The sequence below is a fragment of the Pantoea sp. PSNIH1 genome, assembly GCF_007680655.1.
Classification (GTDB): domain Bacteria; phylum Pseudomonadota; class Gammaproteobacteria; order Enterobacterales; family Enterobacteriaceae; genus Pantoea; species Pantoea eucrina.
In genome coordinates this window covers 1546435-1564883 of the sequence record NZ_VEIP01000001.1, presented here as the reverse complement: position 1 = coordinate 1564883, position 18449 = coordinate 1546435, and the positions used below count along the sequence as shown (strand labels likewise).

At 56.6% G+C, this 18449-nt stretch carries 14 protein-coding genes; 9 read left to right on the top strand and 5 right to left on the bottom strand.

The features are described from left to right. Positions 1–7 precede the first annotated feature (7 nt). Complete coding sequence (locus tag FS690_RS07345; RefSeq protein WP_145339283.1) at positions 8–1906, bottom strand: flagellin; 1899 nt, start codon at positions 1904–1906, stop codon at positions 8–10. A gap of 900 nt (positions 1907–2806) precedes the next feature. On the opposite strand from FS690_RS07345, the gene FS690_RS07340 reads away from it, so the two are divergent. The 4 genes from FS690_RS07340 (at position 2807) to FS690_RS07325 (ending at position 7736) form a co-directional block, all read left to right on the top strand. Further along, a complete protein-coding gene (locus tag FS690_RS07340) occupies positions 2807–3787 on the top strand; it encodes a glycosyltransferase family 2 protein (protein WP_145339281.1) in 981 nt (326 codons plus the stop codon). Positions 3788–3798: 11 nt separating this feature from the next. Further along, positions 3799–5106, top strand: a complete 1308-nt coding sequence (locus FS690_RS07335; RefSeq protein ID WP_071668493.1) for a flippase — start codon at positions 3799–3801, stop codon at positions 5104–5106. Beyond that, positions 5103–6098, top strand: a complete 996-nt coding sequence (locus FS690_RS07330) for a glycosyltransferase family A protein (RefSeq protein ID WP_071668494.1) — start codon at positions 5103–5105, stop codon at positions 6096–6098. Before FS690_RS07335 ends, FS690_RS07330 begins: the two co-directional genes overlap by 4 nt. A 351-nt stretch (positions 6099–6449) precedes the next feature. Continuing rightward, on the top strand, positions 6450–7736 hold the full coding sequence (locus FS690_RS07325) for an HAAAP family serine/threonine permease (RefSeq protein WP_104084608.1): 1287 nt from the start codon (positions 6450–6452) through the stop codon (positions 7734–7736). A gap of 41 nt (positions 7737–7777) precedes the next feature. Here the strand turns inward: FS690_RS07325 and FS690_RS07320 are convergent, their stop codons facing one another. From FS690_RS07320 to dbpA, 3 genes are all read right to left on the bottom strand, one after another. Next, a complete protein-coding gene (locus tag FS690_RS07320) occupies positions 7778–9334 on the bottom strand; it encodes a methyl-accepting chemotaxis protein (RefSeq protein ID WP_108570215.1) in 1557 nt (518 codons plus the stop codon). Positions 9335–9645: 311 nt separating this feature from the next. Continuing rightward, a complete protein-coding gene (locus FS690_RS07315; protein ID WP_108570214.1) occupies positions 9646–10608 on the bottom strand; it encodes a chemotaxis protein in 963 nt (320 codons plus the stop codon). A gap of 141 nt (positions 10609–10749) precedes the next feature. After that, positions 10750–12129: an ATP-dependent RNA helicase DbpA gene (gene dbpA / locus FS690_RS07310; RefSeq protein WP_039382913.1), complete on the bottom strand. Its 1380-nt coding sequence runs from the start codon at positions 12127–12129 to the stop codon at positions 10750–10752. A 370-nt stretch (positions 12130–12499) separates the two neighbouring features. Between dbpA and FS690_RS07305 the strand changes: the two genes are divergently transcribed. From FS690_RS07305 to FS690_RS07285, 5 genes are all read left to right on the top strand, one after another. Continuing rightward, positions 12500–12697 (top strand): hypothetical protein, encoded by a 198-nt coding sequence (locus FS690_RS07305; protein ID WP_039382914.1) that lies wholly within the window; start codon positions 12500–12502, stop codon positions 12695–12697. A 1305-nt stretch (positions 12698–14002) separates the two neighbouring features. Next, complete coding sequence (lldP, locus tag FS690_RS07300; protein ID WP_039382920.1) at positions 14003–15652, top strand: L-lactate permease; 1650 nt, start codon at positions 14003–14005, stop codon at positions 15650–15652. After that, positions 15649–16413 carry a transcriptional regulator LldR gene (lldR, locus tag FS690_RS07295; protein ID WP_233207401.1) on the top strand — a complete coding sequence of 255 codons (765 nt, stop codon included), beginning with the start codon at positions 15649–15651 and terminating at the stop codon, positions 16411–16413. The genes lldP and lldR overlap by 4 nt, the downstream gene beginning before the upstream one ends. Next, the gene (gene lldD / locus FS690_RS07290) at positions 16413–17603 is read left to right on the top strand and encodes an FMN-dependent L-lactate dehydrogenase LldD (RefSeq protein WP_071668602.1); all 1191 of its coding nucleotides are present in this window, start codon (positions 16413–16415) and stop codon (positions 17601–17603) included. Before lldR ends, lldD begins: the two co-directional genes overlap by 1 nt. 60 nt (positions 17604–17663) lie before the next feature. Next, positions 17664–18092, top strand: a complete 429-nt coding sequence (locus tag FS690_RS07285; RefSeq protein WP_071668603.1) for an OsmC family protein — start codon at positions 17664–17666, stop codon at positions 18090–18092. A gap of 64 nt (positions 18093–18156) precedes the next feature. Here the strand turns inward: FS690_RS07285 and FS690_RS07280 are convergent, their stop codons facing one another. Further along, on the bottom strand, positions 18157–18396 hold the full coding sequence (locus FS690_RS07280) for a hypothetical protein (RefSeq protein WP_039382924.1): 240 nt from the start codon (positions 18394–18396) through the stop codon (positions 18157–18159). Positions 18397–18449 lie beyond the last annotated feature (53 nt).

The window sequence follows — 18449 nt, the reverse complement described above, 5'->3', positions numbered from 1 at the left end:
TTGCCCCTTACCCCTGCAGCAGCTTAAGCACCTGCTGCGGTTCCTGCTGCGCCTTTGCCAGCACGGAGTTACCGGCCTGCTGCAGAATTTGCTGACGCGCCATCGCTGACACTTCCTGCGCATAGTCAGCGTCTTCAATACGCGAGCGGGCTGTTGCGTAATCGGTTGTGCTCTGGCTCTGCAGCCGCTGCGCCGACTCCAGCCGGTTGGCAATCGCACCCAGCTGGCTGCGCCGGCTGTCAATCAGCGCCAGGGCGCGATCCAGCGTTGCCAGCGGATCGTCCGGGTGCTTCAGGCGGATCTCATCGCCCATCTCTGAAACACGCATCGTCGTCAGATTGGTTGAGGCATCAGTGGTTGAAGAGATGCCCGCCTGAAAATAGATCTGAATATCACCGGTGCCCTGCAGCGTTTTCAGCATGATACTGCCGCTGCTGTCGTGGGTCACAAAGGTCGCTGTTTTATCAATGCCGGTATCCGGCGCATCCATATAGTAGTTGCCGTCAGCGTCCAGTCGCAGCACGTCGCTGGCGCTCTGGCCTGAGACGTCGGTATAGCGCAACTCAACGTTTGCCGGGTCCAGCGTGACGTAAGCTGTACCGGTTACGCTGTTTACGCTGCTAAAACTGTTGATAGCGCTGCTGCTGACCGCGCTGATAGCCAGCGAGCTGCTGCCGTTCTCGTCAGTATGTGCGGCCACCGCTGCGTTAAAATATTGATAATTACCGCCGCCGTTATCAACTTCCATCACGTACTGTGAACCGCTCTGCAGCAGCCGCGCATTACTCACGCTATTTCCGCTGGCATCCGTAAAGCTGAGCGTGGCGCTGCTGGTATCGATAGCGGGCGTTTGCGTTACAGCAGCCGGTGGCGTAGCAAAATCGGCGCTGCTTTTTGTCGGGGCGCTGGTGACCTGCGCAATAACATTTCCGCTGCTGCCAAAGTCCAGCGTGGCAGCGTGATAGAGACCGCCTTGCTCAACATAATAGCTGCCGTTATCAACGGTCAGATGCGCGGCGGGCGTAGCGGCAAGCGCAGTGCCATCCGATTGCTGAAAATTAACGGCCGGAATAGCACGCGCCGCTATGGTGTTTACGCTGCTGTAGAGCGGGGCGGATGTGGCGCGGCTGATTGCCACCGTTCCGGCGGCGTTAGCGGTGTCCCAGCGGGCGCTTACCGCCGCCAGATAGTATACCGGCTTGCCGTCAGCGCCGGTGCTCTGCACATACTGCCGGTTATCCGCGCTGCTGCGCATCAGCTGCGGCGCACCTGACGAAGGCGTATAGGTCACAGTAATAGCCGGATTGGTGAAATTCATATTGGTGGCAAGGCCGGTCACGCGGTTAACCGGCGTCACTTTGCCGCTGATGCCACCAATCACCAGATCTTTCAATCCCAGCGCGCCGACGCTAAAGCCCGGCGCGGAAAGGTCCAGCGTAATCTTTTCACGATCGTTGGCACCAACCTGGAAACCGATTTGTCCGGCGCTGCCGTCGAGCGTTTTGATGCCATTAAACGCAGCCGTGCTGTTCAGACGGTCGATCTCTTTCAGGTTAAGGTTGATCTCTCCCTGAATGGAGTCGGCGTCACTCTGCGAAAGGGTACCGTTCAGTCCCTGTACCGCCAGCTGCCGGATCCGCTGAACGCGGTTATTGATCTCATCCAGAGCGCCGGCAGTGGTATTTACCAGCGACAGCCCATCGCCTGCGTTGCGCTGCGCCTGCTGCAAACCGCGCTGCTGACTCTGCATCCGGTTGGCTATCGCCTGGCCTGCCGCATCATCACTTGCGCTATTGATACGCATCCCGGAAGAGAGATTACGTATCGCTGTTCCCAGCGCTGACTGGCTTTTGTTTGTGTTCTGCACCGCGTTGAGGGCAGAAAGGTTGGTTTGCAGGGAAATCATTTACTGGCTCACCGGTTGTTCTGTTGATAGCGTTATCGGCAGAAAGTGATTTTATTTTAACCATTATTTGACCTAAGTCGCTGTAGCGCTGCGGTGCTGTGATTTACAGCGGAATCGCGATCTTTTTTTACTGATATTAATCCTGGTGACCTTTACGCGTTTATCTTATCAGTCAGCGTAATATTCCTTTATTAAAGCTAATCAATCTGCATTTTAATTAACGGCAGGGTCGCTGCGTAAATTCTGTTTTCCTGACCTCCCCATTGACCCTGGCTTGTTCAGCGGAGAGAATGCCGTTTAAAGTTTTGAAACAGATCGCATTTTAAGGGCCTGAAGCCCATTGCAGTATGGCTGCGATAGCCATACTGGATTAACGCCTCCTGCTTCTCACGCGGCGCAACAGACGCAGCGGAATAATAAAAGAGCAGGGCGCACAGCACATATCATTAATGTTGCCACACGTTACGTTAAGGCCGCTGAAAAGTCGGTAAAACGATTTGCGCGACGTCGCGCCGCAGAGTGTGGCAGGTCAGTCGCTGATAACTTATTGATAAAGAATGATATCCAGCTGAAGCTAACGCTAAAGCCGCCACTCTTTGCCCGCCATCCAGCCGGATTGCAGGGTGAAGCGCAGGCAGCTGCGCGTCGTCAGCGGTATGCATTTACAAACGAATAATAAATAGTTCTGGCGTGCAGCGCTGGCGAAATTCTTATTATTACATTGAGTATTCATTTATTTAATTAGCGGAATTCCTTACTGAGGAAACTCCGAAAAAAATCCGGAATACAGTTAAGCCGGACGCAGGAATATGCCATCAGGCACGCGCGTTATCTGAACGGCAATGTTTAACGCCGCTGCGTTCGCCTTATTAATACTGACAAAACGAGTTCTGAGGTCTCATGCAAAATCCCGTAAACGACGTGTTACTGAGCGTCATTGTGCCGGTGTATAACGCAGCTGCTTATCTGGAAAGAAGCATTAATAGTCTGCTGCAGCAGACGGAAATGCGCTTTGAAGCGATATTTATCAATGATGGCTCAACGGATACGTCGCAGGCCATTCTTGAGCGGTTTGCGCACCATCCGCAGTTTCACATCATTGAACAGTCCAATATGGGCGTCTCTGCGGCACGTAATCAGGGGCTGCGCAGCGCACGCGGTAAATTTATCTGTTTTTTAGACGCTGATGATTTTTTGCCGCACGACGCCTTTGCCACCTGGGCTGGGCTGATGCAGGAAAATATCGGCATGTGTATCGGCGAGTCGCAGCATTTTACGCCTGCCGGTGAGCCGCTGGATCAGCCTGCCAACCGTGACGCATCGCGGCAGATGAGCGCGGCGGCAGCGGTCAACGACGTGCTCTATTTCCATCCCCGTCACGGCATCTGCGACAAGGTATTTCGCGCGGACGTTATCCGGCAGCATCAGCTGCGCTTTAACGAGGAGATCTTCAACTTCGAAGATCTGCTGTTTGTGATGAACTACCTCTATCTGCTGCAGAACCAGCAGGTAATCGTCACCGAACGCGTGGTCTACCACTACGTAAAGTCGGACAACTCCGCCACCCGTTCGGCGCTGCGGGAAAAACACTTCTCCTTTGCGCGTTCGTTTGGCCGGATGAAGGCGTTTATGACCCGGCAGCACCATCGCTACTACTACCATCTCGTGCTCAAGGTCACCTCTTCCTATATCAGCAAAGGGCTCAACAGCCGTGAATTCAGCGGTGCCTTTATTGAAGATTATATCGCGCTGTATCGCCGCAGTTTCCGCGCTTATCTCTCGTCCGGCCCGATGCTGAATCCCTGGAGCCTCTATTTCACCCTCTTTTTTGTCAGCCCGCGCGGCATTTCACAGCTGCGCCGCCTGGCGCGTAAAGCGTAAGGGGAACCGGAATGAAAGAGAAACTCAGAAACTCAATGTGGATGATCGCTGAAAAGCTGATCGCCGTGTTTGGCCTGATTTTTGTGACCTCTTACGTCGCCAAATATGTCGGCCCGACCACCTTCGGCATTATCTCACTCTCAATGCTGATTTTTCAGTTTTTGCAGAGCATCGCGGTAATGGGCAGCGATGTCATATTGCTGAAGCGCATTGCGCAGAATCACCGTTCGGGTATTCGTCTGATGATGGCTGCCGGCCTGCTGGTGCTGGGCGTCTACAGCGTCCTGGCAATCAGCGGCATGCTGATCATGAAAGCGGAGTGGAGCCCGGACGCGGTGGTCTTTATCTGTGCCGCTGCGCTGGCCTGCCTTTTCTCGGCGCTCGATCTGGTTAACATCTACAACGAGGCGATGCTCAATGCCCGTCTCAATGTGATCGCTAACGTTATCGGGCTGGCGATCAGCCTCTCGGTGCGATTCCTTATCTCCTGGCTGGAGCTGGATCCGCACTATCTGGCGATCCCGATTGTGCTCGCCACCCTTATTCCCTTTGTCATTAAGCTCGCGCTCTTTACGCGCCAGCACCGCCATGAACCGCTGCCGGCGCTGCGTCAGCTGAAGCAATATTCGCGCTATATGGTGGCATCAGGCATGTCGCTGGTTATTTCGGCCATTGCAGTCGGCATCTATACGCGCGTCAACCAGGTAAGCGTCTCTTACTTCCTCGGCGTAAAAGAGGCGGGCATTTTCTCTGTGGCGCTGACGCTCTCCACGGCGTGGGTATTTTTACCGGCCGCGCTGCTGGCGTCGTTTTATCCCGCTTTCTTTGCCGAGCGCAACCGCGAGCGGGCGATCGTTAAAGCGCAGCAGCTGCATCTGCTGGTGATTGGCGTCTCCGCGCTGGTGATTGTGGCGATCTGGCTGCTGTCAGGCTGGTTTATTGGCCATTTTTATGGCGCTGCCTATCTGGATGCGGTAGCCCCGACGCTGTTGCTGAGCGTGGGCGCGATGTGCGGTGTGCTGAGCAGCGTGATGGACCGCTTCATTGTGAAATATAACGGCTACCGCTTCCTGATCAAAAAGACCTTCGCGGTGCTGGTTATCTGCCTGATCTCTTCACTGCTGCTGGTGCCGCATTACGGCCTGACCGGCGCTGCACTGAGCGTGGTGATTACCGAATTCGTCTCCTTCTCCCTGCTTAATTATTTTTTCACCGCGCAACCCGTGGCGCGGATCCACCAGGTTTTTTTCAACCCCAGGAAGCTATGGCAGTTATTTAGCAATTACAAAACCTCAGACAGCAAAGAGAGTTTATCATGAATGACAATCCGCTCTTCAGTATCATCATTCCCGTTTATAACTCACAAAATACCATCCGGCGCACGCTGCTGAGCGTTTTGAACCAGACGTTCAGCAGTTATGAAGTGGTGGTGGTTAACGACGGCAGCCGCGATAACAGCGCGCAGATTCTGTCTGAGTTTGCCTGTTATCCGCAGATAACCGTGCTGGAGCAGATCAACGCCGGCGTCAGCGCTGCGCGCAATACCGGGCTGTTAAAGGCGCGTGGCGACTACGTGCTCTTCCTGGACGCCGACGACTGGGTCGATGACAATTTCCTGATGAGTTTTAAGCAGAATCTCAACGCCTGGCCGGCTGAAACCGTAGACCTGATGGTCGGCCACCTGAATGACGATCGCATTGGCAAGGTTTCGCAGGCGGGCTTTTTCAGCCAGCACGATATCCCTTATGTGCTGGGCGAGCTGGAGATCAGCGACAACATCGGCTATCTGCATAATAAATGCTACCGCCGGGAGATTATTGAATCCCTGAACCTGCGCTTTCTGGAGGGGATCTCAATGAGTGAAGATCTGCTGTTTAACCTGAAATATTTCAGCTGCATCAGTAACTTCCTGATTACGCCTAACGCGGCTTATCACTATGAAGATACCAGCGGATCGCTCTCCAAGCAGAAGGTGCAGTACAGTGAATTAAAGGTGCGTAAGCAGTCGCTGACCGCGCTGTATGACACTATCGTCGATAAATATCAGGCCAGCGAACTGGACCACTTTCTGAAAGGGATCTCAAAGCGCGTGCTGGCGCTGGATATGCAGATTGTCACTGCCATGTATCACGCATCCTTTTCACCGGCAGATATCGCAACAGAAATAGAACAGATAAAGCGCGGAAAATACTCAAAAGGTATCTTCACGCTGCTGAATAAAAATGAAAAACTGAAGTACATGATTATGAATCTGAACTCACTCACAGCGTACTATTTCCTCTATGCGTTATACAGAATGCGCGCATTCTGATCCCTGACCCTCCCGGCGTTGCCTTCCGATCTCTGTCTCTGGCAGAAGAGGGCAGCAGCCGGGAGAGACTGCTGCTTTTACTCACCGGTTACTACCTTCACTTGCACAATTTTTGTGACTCAGGTCAAATAACGTCAGGCAATCGATTGCGCGCCGGTTTTGTGCATTTTTAAAGCATAAATTTACCAGCCTGCGCATTTTTGCTGCTTTTGTGACGCGTATCTTGCGTTGTGACCCCCGCACGGTGACAAAAACGTATAGCATGAGCGCGGTTAAACGGCAGCCCGCAGCGGCTGACCGTGAACAGAGAGCCGGAGACCGGCTGCAATAATGATGAATCTGGAGAGAGTGATGAACAACTCACAAACCAGCACGCTGGCAACCGCCAGAGCGGCCAGGGGCTGGAGCAAGAGTGACACGGTGTGGATGCTGGGTCTGTATGGTACGGCGATTGGTGCCGGAGTGCTGTTTCTGCCGATTAACGCCGGCGCGGGCGGGCTGCTGCCGCTGCTGATCATGGCCGTACTGGCGTTCCCGATGACCTTCTATGCGCACCGCGCGCTGACGCGTTTCGTCCTCTCGGGTAAAAATCCGGGCGAAGATATCACTGACGTGGTGGAAGAGCACTTTGGCAGCGGGGCGGGTAAAATCATCACGCTGCTCTACTTTTTTGCTATCTATCCCATTCTGCTGATGTACAGCGTGGCCATCACCAATACCGTAGACAGTTTTATTGTGCATCAGCTTGGCCTGGTGTCGCCGCCGCGCGCGCTGCTGTCGCTGCTGCTGATCAGCGGGATGATGGTTATCGTGCGCTTTGGCGAGCAGATGATCGTGAAGGCGATGAGTATTCTGGTCTTTCCGTTTGTTGCCGTCCTGATGCTGCTGGCCGCCTGGCTGGTTCCGCACTGGCACGGTGCCGCGCTGCAGACGCTGTCGTTTAGCGAGGCAACGGGCAGCGGCAATCTGTGGATGACGCTGTGGCTGGCCATTCCGGTGATGGTTTTTTCATTTAACCATTCGCCGATTATCTCGTCTTTTGCCGTCGCAAAACGCGACGAATATGGCGCCGGTGCGGAAAAACGCTGCTCGCGCATACTGGCCAGCGCGCATCTGATGATGGTGGTCACGGTGATGTTTTTTGTGTTCAGCTGCGTGCTGAGCCTGTCGCCAGCCGATCTGCAGGCGGCCAAAGCGCAGAACATTACCATTCTTTCTTATCTGGCTAACCATTTTCAGGTGCCGATGATCGCCTGGCTGGGTCCGATTGTCGCGATGGTGGCGATCACGAAATCGTTCCTGGGTCACTACCTGGGGGCGCGCGAAGGCTTTAACGGCATCGTCACCAAATCGCTGCGCAGCCGGGGTAAAGCGATCGCGCCGCAGAAGCTGAACCGGCTGACCACGCTGTTTATGCTGCTGACCACCTGGCTGGTGGCCACGCTGAACCCCAGTATTCTTGGCATGATTGAAACGCTGGGCGGGCCGGTTATCGCGGCGATCCTGTTTTTGATGCCGATGTATGCGATTCAGAAAGTGCCGGCAATGCGCCAGTACAGCGGGAAAATCAGCAACCTCTTTGTGGTGATTATCGGAGTGCTGGCGATCTCTTCTGTCGCCTGGTCGCTGTTCAACTGACCGCAGCCGGGTCGCCGTCACCGGCGGCCCGGCCGTGGGCATTACGCCAGCGCGGTTTTAAACACGCTCATTGACTGCGCCAGCCGATCGGCCTGCTCCTGCAGCGCCTGCGAGGCGGCAGATGCTTCCTGCACCAGCGAGGCATTCTGCTGCGTCACCGCTTCCATCTGCGTAATAGCCTGATTAATCTCACCAATGCCGCTGCTCTGTTCGCTGCTGGCAATGGTAATTTCGCTCATAATCTCAGCCACGCTCTGCACGCTGCTGACGACTTCACTTATGGTAGATCCGGCGTGCGTCACCAGGCGGCTGCCTTCATCAACTTTGGTCACGGAATCTTCAATCAGGACTTTAATCTCTTTAGCGGCGGAGGCGGAGCGCTGGGCCAGGTTACGCACTTCCGATGCCACCACGGCAAAGCCGCGTCCCTGTTCGCCGGCACGCGCTGCCTCAACGGCGGCGTTAAGCGACAGAATATTGGTCTGGAAAGCGATAGAGTCGATGACGCTGATAATATCGACAATCTTCTTCGAGGAGTAAGTAATCGCCTCCATTTTATCGATAACCTGCTCCATCACCACGCCACCCTCTTTAGCCACCTCAGAGGTTTTTGAGACCAGCGAGTTTGCTTCGCGCGCGTTATCGGCGTTGTGCTTCACGGTCGCGGTCATCTGCTCCATCGCGGAAGCGGTCTCTTCCAGCGAGCTCGCCTGCTGCTCGGTGCGCGAAGAGAGATCGATATTGCCGCTGGAGATCTGATTAGAGGCAACGGCGATGGTATCGGAGCCGGCGCGCACGTTAGAGACGATGGTCATCAGATTGTCGTTCATGGTCTGCAGCGCCTGCATCAGCACGCCGGTTTCATCTTTACTGCGGACCGTTATGCGCGAGCTGAGATCGCCGGCGGCAACTTTGCTGGCGACGGCGACAGCTTCATTAAGCGGACGCACGATAGAGCGGGTCAGCAGCAGGCCCAGCAGCACGGCGGCAGCGATGGCGATAGCCGTGAAAATTACGGAAACCTGAATCGCCGTGGTGCCATCCTCAATGATGCCGACCCCTTCCTGATGGAGCTGGCTGGCCTGAGAGTCAGCAAAAGCGGCCGCGCTGAGCAAAAAGGTATTTTGCGTCTGAGTAATCTTTTTCAGCACGTAGTTGCTGGCTTCCTCTGTCTTGCCATCCCGCACCAGCGCCAGCACCTCATTTTTTTGCTGTTCAAACAGCTTGCTGGCGGCAAGTAATCCGGCAATTTTCTTTTTGCCTATCGGCGTGACCTGGATGGCCTCAATTTTTTTCATCGCGCTGTTGGTTTGCGCCGTCGCATCCGCAAGCTGAGCAAAGCGTTTAACATTATTTTCCGGTCGGGTGGTATCAATCACGATACCGCGCAGATATTTGATCTGATCATTAACGCCATCGCGCACGTCGAAGCCGAGGCGAACCTTAACAAAACGATCTTCTACAATAGAGGTAATACCGGTTTTGATATTGCTGATTTTCAGCCACGACGTAACGCCCACCACCATTAACAGGGCCACGACCAGGCCAAAGGCGATGCCCAGGCGTACCCCGACTTTCATATTCTTGATGCTCAACATTGGTTCTCCCTGTTTGCCAGAAATCAGACAGTAATAGGATGCGTCAGCAGGTGGATAATCTGCTGCGATAGACTGTTTTTAAAAGAAAAAGAGAAATCTGTCTGCGCAGGCTATCCCCGAAAACTCCGGCGCAGGCGCAACAGTTATCGGTAACTAATATATTTACTTTAATTTTTGCGCGCGGCAGCGAAGATCGGTTAGCAATACTAAATAGTGATGAATAAGCGGTACTGTTTCGGGGCGGGAGGAATAACCACAATAAAAAAGGCGCGATAGTCGCGCCTCAAGGGGAAGGGAGAAACAGGGCGGATTCAGCGCTGTTTTTCCAGCACGCTGAAAATGGCACTGGAGAGCTCATTGATCTCGAATTTTGCCACATAACCATCGGCGCCCACTTTGCGAACGTGATCCTCGTTGGCGCTGCCGGAAAGTGAAGAGTGGATGACGACCGGAATATGACGCAGCGCATCATCACGCTTGATATTACGCGTCAGCGTGAAGCCATCCATCTCCGGCATCTCCAGATCGGTCAGAACCAGGGCGATTTTATCGTGAATCGATTCGCCGCTGGCCTGCGCTTCTTTCTTAATTTCGTTGATTTTTATCCACGCTTCCAGGCCGGTATTGTGCATCAGGGCCGGAATACCCATGCTCTTCAGCCCCTGTTCGAGCAGCTGACGAGCCACTTTAGAATCTTCCGCCACGATAGCGACTGCGCCGGGCTTCAGATTAAAGTTTTTCGCGGTCTTAGCGTCAGGTTCAACGCCGCGCACCGAAGGAATGATGTCATAGAGGATCTGCTCTACGTCGAGTACCAGAGCAAGGTTATTGCTCTCACCATTGCTGTCAAGGCAGGCGATACTGGTGATATTGCGGCTGCTGATCCCCGCTTCTGCGGTATGCACCTGACTCCAGTCGAGACGTACAATATTCTCTACCGACTCCACCGCGAACGCCTGGGTACTGCGCGCATATTCGGTAACCAGCAGCAGATTCAGACCGGTTTCGGGCTTGCAGCCGGTTACGGCCGGCAGGTCGATGACCGGAATAAACTGCCCCCGGATACTGGCCATACCAAGTAGCGGTGAGTTCATACCAGCGGCGCGCGTGATGGCCGGCATCGGCACAATTTCGCGTAGCTTGAACACGTTGATGCCATACAGCTCAGATTTGCCTTTCAGCCGATCGGAACCCAGGCGAAACAGCAGCAGTTCAAATTTGTTGGACAGCGCCAGGTTTGCGCGTTCGTCGATCTCTTTCTGAAAATTATCCATCATGGCCTCGGGGCAGAATCTGGGCGGAGCAGGGAGAGGGCGGAAGTGCCATGATTAACTTATCGGCAGGGCGCGCGAAAAATGAAGGGAGAAGGGGAAGATTTAGCGCAAGGGCGCGATCGCCCTCACGCTATGGCCATACTATTTCAGGAGAATCGCGCGTACGCTTTTCCCTTTGATTTTGCCCTCTTTGAGCCTGATCAGCGCTTTTTTCGCCTGCGCTGCCGCAATAGCGACATAGGCGTGCGACGGTGTCAGGTCAATTTTACCGATCTGATCGGCGCTGAAGCCCGCTTCGCCTGTCAGCGCGCCCAGGATATCACCCGGACGGATTTTTGCTTTGCGTCCGCCATCAATACAGAGTGTCATCATGGCCGCAGGAAGCGCCTGTGCCGCTCTGCCTTTTAAGGTAGCGGCCGCCACCCAGTTAAGTTTCTGCTGCAGGTAATCCTCCAGCGCATGGGCGCGAGCCATGCCGTCAGGTGCCACAAAGCTCACCGCGAGCCCTTTTTCACCCGCTCGCCCGGTGCGACCAATGCGGTGCAGGTGCACTTCCGGATCCCACGCCAGCTCAAGGTTGACGACCAGCGCCAGCGATTTGATATCCAGACCGCGTGCGGCTACGTCGGTCGCAATCAGGACGCGGCTGCTGCCGTTAGCAAAGCGGATCAGCACGCGCTCACGATCGCGCTGTTCCAGATCGCCATGCAGCGCCAGCGCGCTGATATCGCGATCGTTCAGCGCAGCGGCAATATCATCGCACTCGCGTTTGGTGTTGCAGAACACCACGCAGGAGGCGGGCTGGTGCTGACTCAGCAGGGCGCACAGCAGGTTAACGCGCTCGCCTGCGCTCGCTTCGATAAACTGCTGCTCAATCGCAGGCAGCTCCGCTTCGGTTTCCGTTGCAACCGCCAGCGCGTCGCGCTGAAAACGCTGGCTCAGGCTGGCAATGGTGTCAGGCCAGGTGGCGGAGAAAAGTAGCGTCTGCCGTGCCGCGGGCGTGAAGCCAATAATCGCTTCCATATCGTCGCGGAAACCCATCTCCAGCATGCGGTCGGCTTCGTCGAGCACCAGCGTCTGCAGCTGGCTGAGATCGAGATTGTCGCGCTTAAGGTGATCCAGCAGTCGGCCTGGCGTGCCGACGACGATGTGCGGGGCATGCACCAGCGAATCGCGCTGTGCGCTCATCGGCTGGCCGCCACACAGCGTGAGAATTTTAATATTGCGCGTAAAACGTGCCAGCTGACGCAGCACATTGCTGACCTGTTCAGCCAGTTCACGCGTCGGGCAGAGCACCAGCGCCTGGGTATGAAACTGGCTGTTGTCGATACGATTAAGCAGGCCGATACCGAACGCAGCGGTTTTGCCGCTGCCGGTCTTCGCCTGCGCACGCACATCGCGGCCGGCAAGTATGGCGGGAAGCGACGCTGCCTGGATAGGCGTCATCGCATCAAAGCCCATATCGCGCAGGTTGTCGAGCTGGCTGGCGGGCAGTTGCGTCAGGGTTGAAAAAGCAGTCACAAAGATGTCTCAGATAGGAGGGAAGATAACGCGGCCAGTCTGGCAGAAAGCCACGCGGGCAGCAACGGTAATTCGCCTGATGCATACGGCCGGAGAGAGAACAAAAGCCTGTCCCGCATCAGGGGGCTTATTGTTGCAAAGTTTTAATAAGTTATTATCCGTAACGATCCGTTGGCGTATAAAAATCACTCAGCAAATAAGGAGATTAACGCTTTTAGTGCGTTTTTCAGCGGCAATTTAAGATAAATTTCCCCCGGGTCAGGCTTATATATTACGCAGCATAAGGAAATTCTTATTAAAAACCCTTGTTGTTCTGATCTATATTGAGCGCGCCATTTGGCGAACGAATTTACTTCAGAGGTCAATTTCATTGAGTCATAGTCTCCAGGGACATAGCGAAGACATTCTGAAAATCGTCGGCCGCGCCGTATTAACGCTGCACCTTCATGGAGAAGCTTTATCCTCTGATAAAGTCAGCTCAATGATCGCCTGTTATGCGGAAGAAGAGCCAGTCAGTGACGATGATCATCAGCGCCTCTACGCGCTGGCCATTCAGATGTTGTCGTAAAACGCTATGCAGCGGCGGGTGTCGCCGGTTAGTAAGACAAAAGCCTCCAGCCGGAGGCTTTTTTGTTTTTGGGCTGGGTGTTTAGCAGCGCGGGGCACTGAGAGGGTTCCGCCCGTCAGGGCAGGGCTGAGCGCGGCACCGGAGGGGTTCCGCCCGCCAGGGCAGAGCTGTGCGCTAAGCAGCGCGAGGCACCTAGGGGGTTCCGCCCGCCAGGCTTCTGGCAGTTTCAGCGGCATCTCCGCATGCGGACGGGCTAAGGGGCGGGTGGGCGCGCCCCTTAGCAATCCGCGCCCCGCGCCGTCCTCGCGAATTCCCGGACTTATCCCTCCGGCCTTAACGGACCGCGCGGATTCGCTCCTGCTCAGCCCGCGCTCTCGCCGGCGTCCTGCCGGCTCGCCCTGGCCGTCACTCTGCGCCCGGCGCTGCGGATAGCGCCCCTCTCCCCGCCTGCAAATTCTTCATTTTGTTTTTTTTAAATTTGGTCTGGTGTGCGCTGAAGCTCAGGTGCAGGACTGCCAGCCATGAAAAACAACATAAAGAAAAAAGAGCGGCAGCGGCTGGAAGCGCCACTCTCCCCGCCTGCAAACCCTTAATTTCATTTTTTAAATTTGGTCTGGTGTGCGCTGAAGCTTTTCTACAGAACCTTCAGCCATAAGACACTTATTGAAGAGAAAAAAAGCAGCAGCCGGGGGAAGCGCCATCCGGGTCCGCCGAGGGAGGGCACGGTTCCGGGATGAGCCGACAGGACGTCGGCGAAAGGGCGCGGTGAGCAGGAGCGAATAGCGGCCGGTCCCAGGGAAGCGGGCGTGAGCGAGGGAACCGCGCAGCGGCGGGCGGGGCTGGCGCAGGGCCGGGGAGTGCAGAGGGCGCGGCCTGGCGCCCTCTGCCCGGTCGCCGTGCCGGAGCAAAGACTGCCGCCGCAGCTGACGGCGAACGGAACCGGCCCCGGGGCAGCATCGCCGTGCCGGGGCGGAGGCTGCCGCCGCAGCGGACGGCGAACGAAACCGGCCCCGGTGCCCCGTAGCGAACGGAACCTGCACTTTCATCCGCACAGCTATACCGGCGCATTTACTCACGTGTCGCGCTGATTGGTCCTACCAAAAGCGCTAAAACCTTTTTGCCTGGTCACACTGCTGCAAAATTCTCCCGCAATGCGTTGCTTTCAGTTAACAACGCATTAACTATCTGACGCCATAAGCCCGGTTTCCTGAATGCGGTCCGACCACTTTCAGCGCGTCACGGGCACTGTTGCACGGTGCATGTTTTGCTGCACCGTGCCGGTTTCACTCCTCCGGAGATAATGGCATGCAGGTATGGCAGCAAAATTATGATCCGCTTAATAATCTGTGGCTTTCCAGCCTGGTCGCAGTGATACCGATTGTTTTTTTCTTTTTTGCGCTGATTAAACTCAAGCTCAAAGGCTACCAGGCGGGCACGGCGACCGTTGTGCTGGCGCTGCTGGTGGCGCTGCTGCTGTATGGCATGCCAGTGGGGCAGGCGCTGGCGTCGGCGGTGTATGGTTTTTTCTATGGCCTGTGGCCGATCGCCTGGATCATCATTGCCGCCGTGTTTGTGTATAAAATCTCGGTTAAAACCGGGCAGTTCGACATTATTCGCGCGTCGATCCTGTCGATCACGCCGGATCAGCGCCTGCAGATGCTGATCGTCGGTTTTGCCTTTGGCGCCTTCCTGGAAGGGGCGGCAGGGTTTGGTGCGCCGGTGGCCATTACCGCTGCACTGCTGGTCGGGCTGGGCTTCAAACCGCTCTATGCGGCGGGCCTCTGTCTGATTGTCAATACGGCGCCGGTAGCGTTCGGCGCGATGGGGATTCCGATTATTGTGGCCGGGCAGGTCACCGGGCTGGACAGCTTTCAGATTGGCCAGATGGCCGGGCGACAGCTGCCGTTTCTGACGCTGATTGTGCTGTTCTGGATTATGGCGATCATGGATGGCTGGCGCGGGGTGAAAGAGACCTGGCCGGCGGTGATCGTGGCGGGAGGATCGTTTGCCATTGCTCAGTTCCTGAGCTCCAACTTCCTCGGGCCGGAGCTGCCCGATATTATCTCCTCGCTCGCCTCATTGATCTGTCTGACGCTGTTTTTACGTCGCTGGCAGCCGGTACGCATTTTCCGTTTTGAAGAGCGCGATGCAGCTGACGCCATGCCCGGAGCGCAGCGCTATACGCTGGCGCAGATTGTGCGCGCATGGATGCCGTTTCTGTTCCTTACCGCGACGGTGACGCTGTGGAGTATTCCGCCGTTCAAGGCGCTGTTTGCCAAAGGCGGCGCACTCTATGACTGGGTCTTTACCGTGCCGGTACCGCTGCTGCATGAGCTGGTGGCGCGGATGCCGCCGGTGGTGAGTCAGGCCACGCCGTACGCTGCACTGTTTAAATTCGATGTGGTTTCAGCCACCGGCACGGCGATTCTGGTTGCGGCACTGCTGTCGATCCTCTGGCTGCGGATGAAACCGCGCGCGGCGCTGCAGACGTTCGCAGAGACGCTGAAAGAGCTGGCGCTGCCGATCTACTCTATCGGCATGGTGCTGGCGTTTGCCTTTATCTCTAACTACTCCGGGCTCTCTGCTACGCTGGCGCTGGCGCTGGCGCACACCGGGCAGGCGTTTACCTTTTTCTCACCGTTTCTCGGCTGGCTGGGCGTGTTTCTGACCGGATCGGACACCTCCTCCAACGCGCTGTTTGCCGCGCTGCAGGCGACCACGGCGCAGCAGATTGGCGTATCCGATATTCTGCTGGTGGCCGCTAATACCACCGGCGGCGTGACCGGTAAGATGATATCGCCGCAGTCGATTGCGATCGCCTGCGCGGCGGTCGGGCTGGTGGGGAAAGAGTCCGATCTGTTCCGCTTTACCGTGAAACACAGCCTGATTTTTACCTGCATGGTCGGGGTGATCACCACGCTGCAGGCCTACGTGCTGACGTGGATGATCCCGTGAGCGCGCCGCTGCGCGAACGTCTCAGCGCCTGGATCGGCGCGCAGCAGCTGACGCCCGGCATGCGGCTGCCGGGCGAGCGCCAGCTGGCGGCGCTGCTGGGCGTCTCGCGCTCCTCCCTGCGCGAGGCGATTCAGCAGCTGATTAACAGCGGTGTACTGATCAGCAAACGCGGCGGCGGCACCTGGCTGTGTCAGCCGCCGGAACCCTGGTCAGAACAGCGTATCGTCGAGCCGATGCGTCAGCTGCTGGCGGCCGATCCCGACTACCGCTGGGATATTCTGGAGGCGCGCCACGCCATTGAGGCCAGCACCGCCTGGCACGCCGCGCTGCGCGCAACGGAAGCGGATAAAGAAAAACTGCGCTACGCCTTTGATGCGCTGCTGCGGCTGAACGACTGCGGCGATCCCGATCTCGCCGCGCAGGCCGATCTGCGTTTTCATCTCGCGATTGCAGAGGCTTCACACAATCTGGTCTTACTGCAGACCATGCGCGGCTTTTTCGATTTGCTGCAGTCATCGGTACTGCACAGCCGTCAGCGCATGTATACCCAGCCGGTGATTTTTAACCGCCTCAATGAGCAGCATCAGGCAATGTTTGATGCGGTGATGGCAGGCGATGCCGCCGCCGCGCGTCAGGCGGCGATGGATCACCTCGGCTTTGTCCATACCACGATGAAAACGCTGCATGAAGATGAAGCGCGTCAGGCGCGCATCACCCGCCTGCCGGGCGAAACGGCAGCGACCCGTAAGGAGAACACCTGATGATTATCTCTGCTGCCAGTGACTATCGCGCCGCAGCGCAGCGCATTTTGCCTCCGTTCCTGTTCCACTATCTTGATGGCGGTGCCTATGCTGAGCATACGCTGCGGCGCAACGTGGCTGACCTCTCAGACGTCGCGCTGCGTCAGCGAGTGCTGAAAAATATGTCCGCGCTGAGTCTGGAAACCCGGCTGTTTAATGAGACGCTGGCGATGCCGGTGGCGCTGGCGCCAGTGGGGTTATGCGGCATGTATGCGCGCCGGGGGGAGGTGCAGGCGGCGCGGGCAGCGGCACAGAAGGGGATCCCCTTTACGCTCTCTACCGTCTCGCTCTGTCCTATCGAAGAGGTGGCGCCAGCCATCAACCGGCCGATGTGGTTTCAGCTCTATGTGCTGCGCGATCGCGGATTTATGCGTAACGCGCTGGAGCGCGCCAAAGCAGCCGGCTGCACCACGCTGGTGTTTACGGTCGATATGCCCACGCCGGGGGCGCGCTATCGCGATGCGCACTCCGGCATGAGCGGGCCGCACGCTGCGCTGCGCCGCTACTGGCAGGCAGCCACCCACCCGCAGTGGGCGTGGGACGTCGGGCTGCACGGCCGGCCTCACGATCTGGGCAACATTTCAGCTTATCTCGGCAAGCCCACCGGCCTGGAGGATTACATTGGCTGGCTGGCTAACAACTTCGATCCCTCTATCTCCTGGCAGGATCTGGAGTGGATCCGCGATTTCTGGGAGGGGCCGATGGTGATTAAAGGCATTCTGGATGCGGAGGATGCGCGCGATGCGGTGCGCTTTGGCGCTGACGGCATCGTGGTCTCCAACCACGGCGGACGGCAGCTCGATGGCGTGCTCTCGTCAGCGCGTGCGCTGCCGGCCATCGCCGATGCGGTTAAAGGCGATATCACCATTCTGGCAGACAGCGGCATTCGCAGCGGTCTGGATGTGGTGCGCATGCTGGCGCTCGGTGCCGACAGCGTGCTGCTGGGACGCGCCTTTATCTATGCGCTCGCCACACACGGCCAGCGCGGCGTGGAAAATCTGCTGACGCTGATTGAAAAAGAGATGCGGGTCGCGATGACGCTGACCGGCGCAAAATCGATCGCGGATATCACACAGGATTCGCTGGTACAGGCTAACGCCCTGCTGAGCGAGGCGGGTTTACAGCCCGCGCGCCCGCGCGCGGTGCGCTGAGCCAGGCAAAACAGAGCGGGTTGTCTATACTCAGTGCTGTCCACTAACAGGAGGAATGACATGACCATTCACAAGAAAGGATCGGCCCATTGGGAAGGTGACATCAAAGGTAAAGGTACCGTCAGCACAGAGAGTGGCGTACTGAATCAGCAGCCGTATGGTTTTAATACGCGCTTTGAAGGCGGGAAAGGGACCAACCCGGAAGAGCTGATTGGTGCCGCACACGCTGCCTGTTTCTCCATGGCGCTGTCGCTGATGCTGGGCAATGCCGGCCATAAGCCGGAGAGCATCGACACCACCGCCGATGTCTCGCTGGACAAAAAAGGCGAAGGCTTTGCCATCACTAAAGTGGCACTGACCAGCACCGTGTCGCTGCCAGGCGTGGATAAAGATGCCTTTGACGAGATTATTCAGAAAGCGAAAGCGGGCTGCCCGGTATCGCAGCTGCTGAATGCGGAAATCACGCTGGATTACACGCTGAATAACTGATTGCGCACCGCGCAACGGTCAATGTTTTAACGATGCGCCTGCGGGCGCATCATTGTTTCTGCACTCAGGCATACTCCGCATCATGCAGCGCTTCACGCACGTTACGCAGGCTGCTGCGCGCAATACGATACGCCTTGCGCGGATCGCCCGCCACAAACTCAAACGTGGGTGAATAGTAGAAGGGAAGCCAGCCATCGAAGCCATTTTCCCACTCCCAGCGCACCGGGCAGGGCCAGAGGATACCGTCATACAAAATGTAATAAACCCAGCGTCCGGCAGGACGGCGGGGGCGCGATTTCTTCATGGGATTCACAACGATGATAGTGTAAAACAGCTTATATTTTGAACCTTATTGCC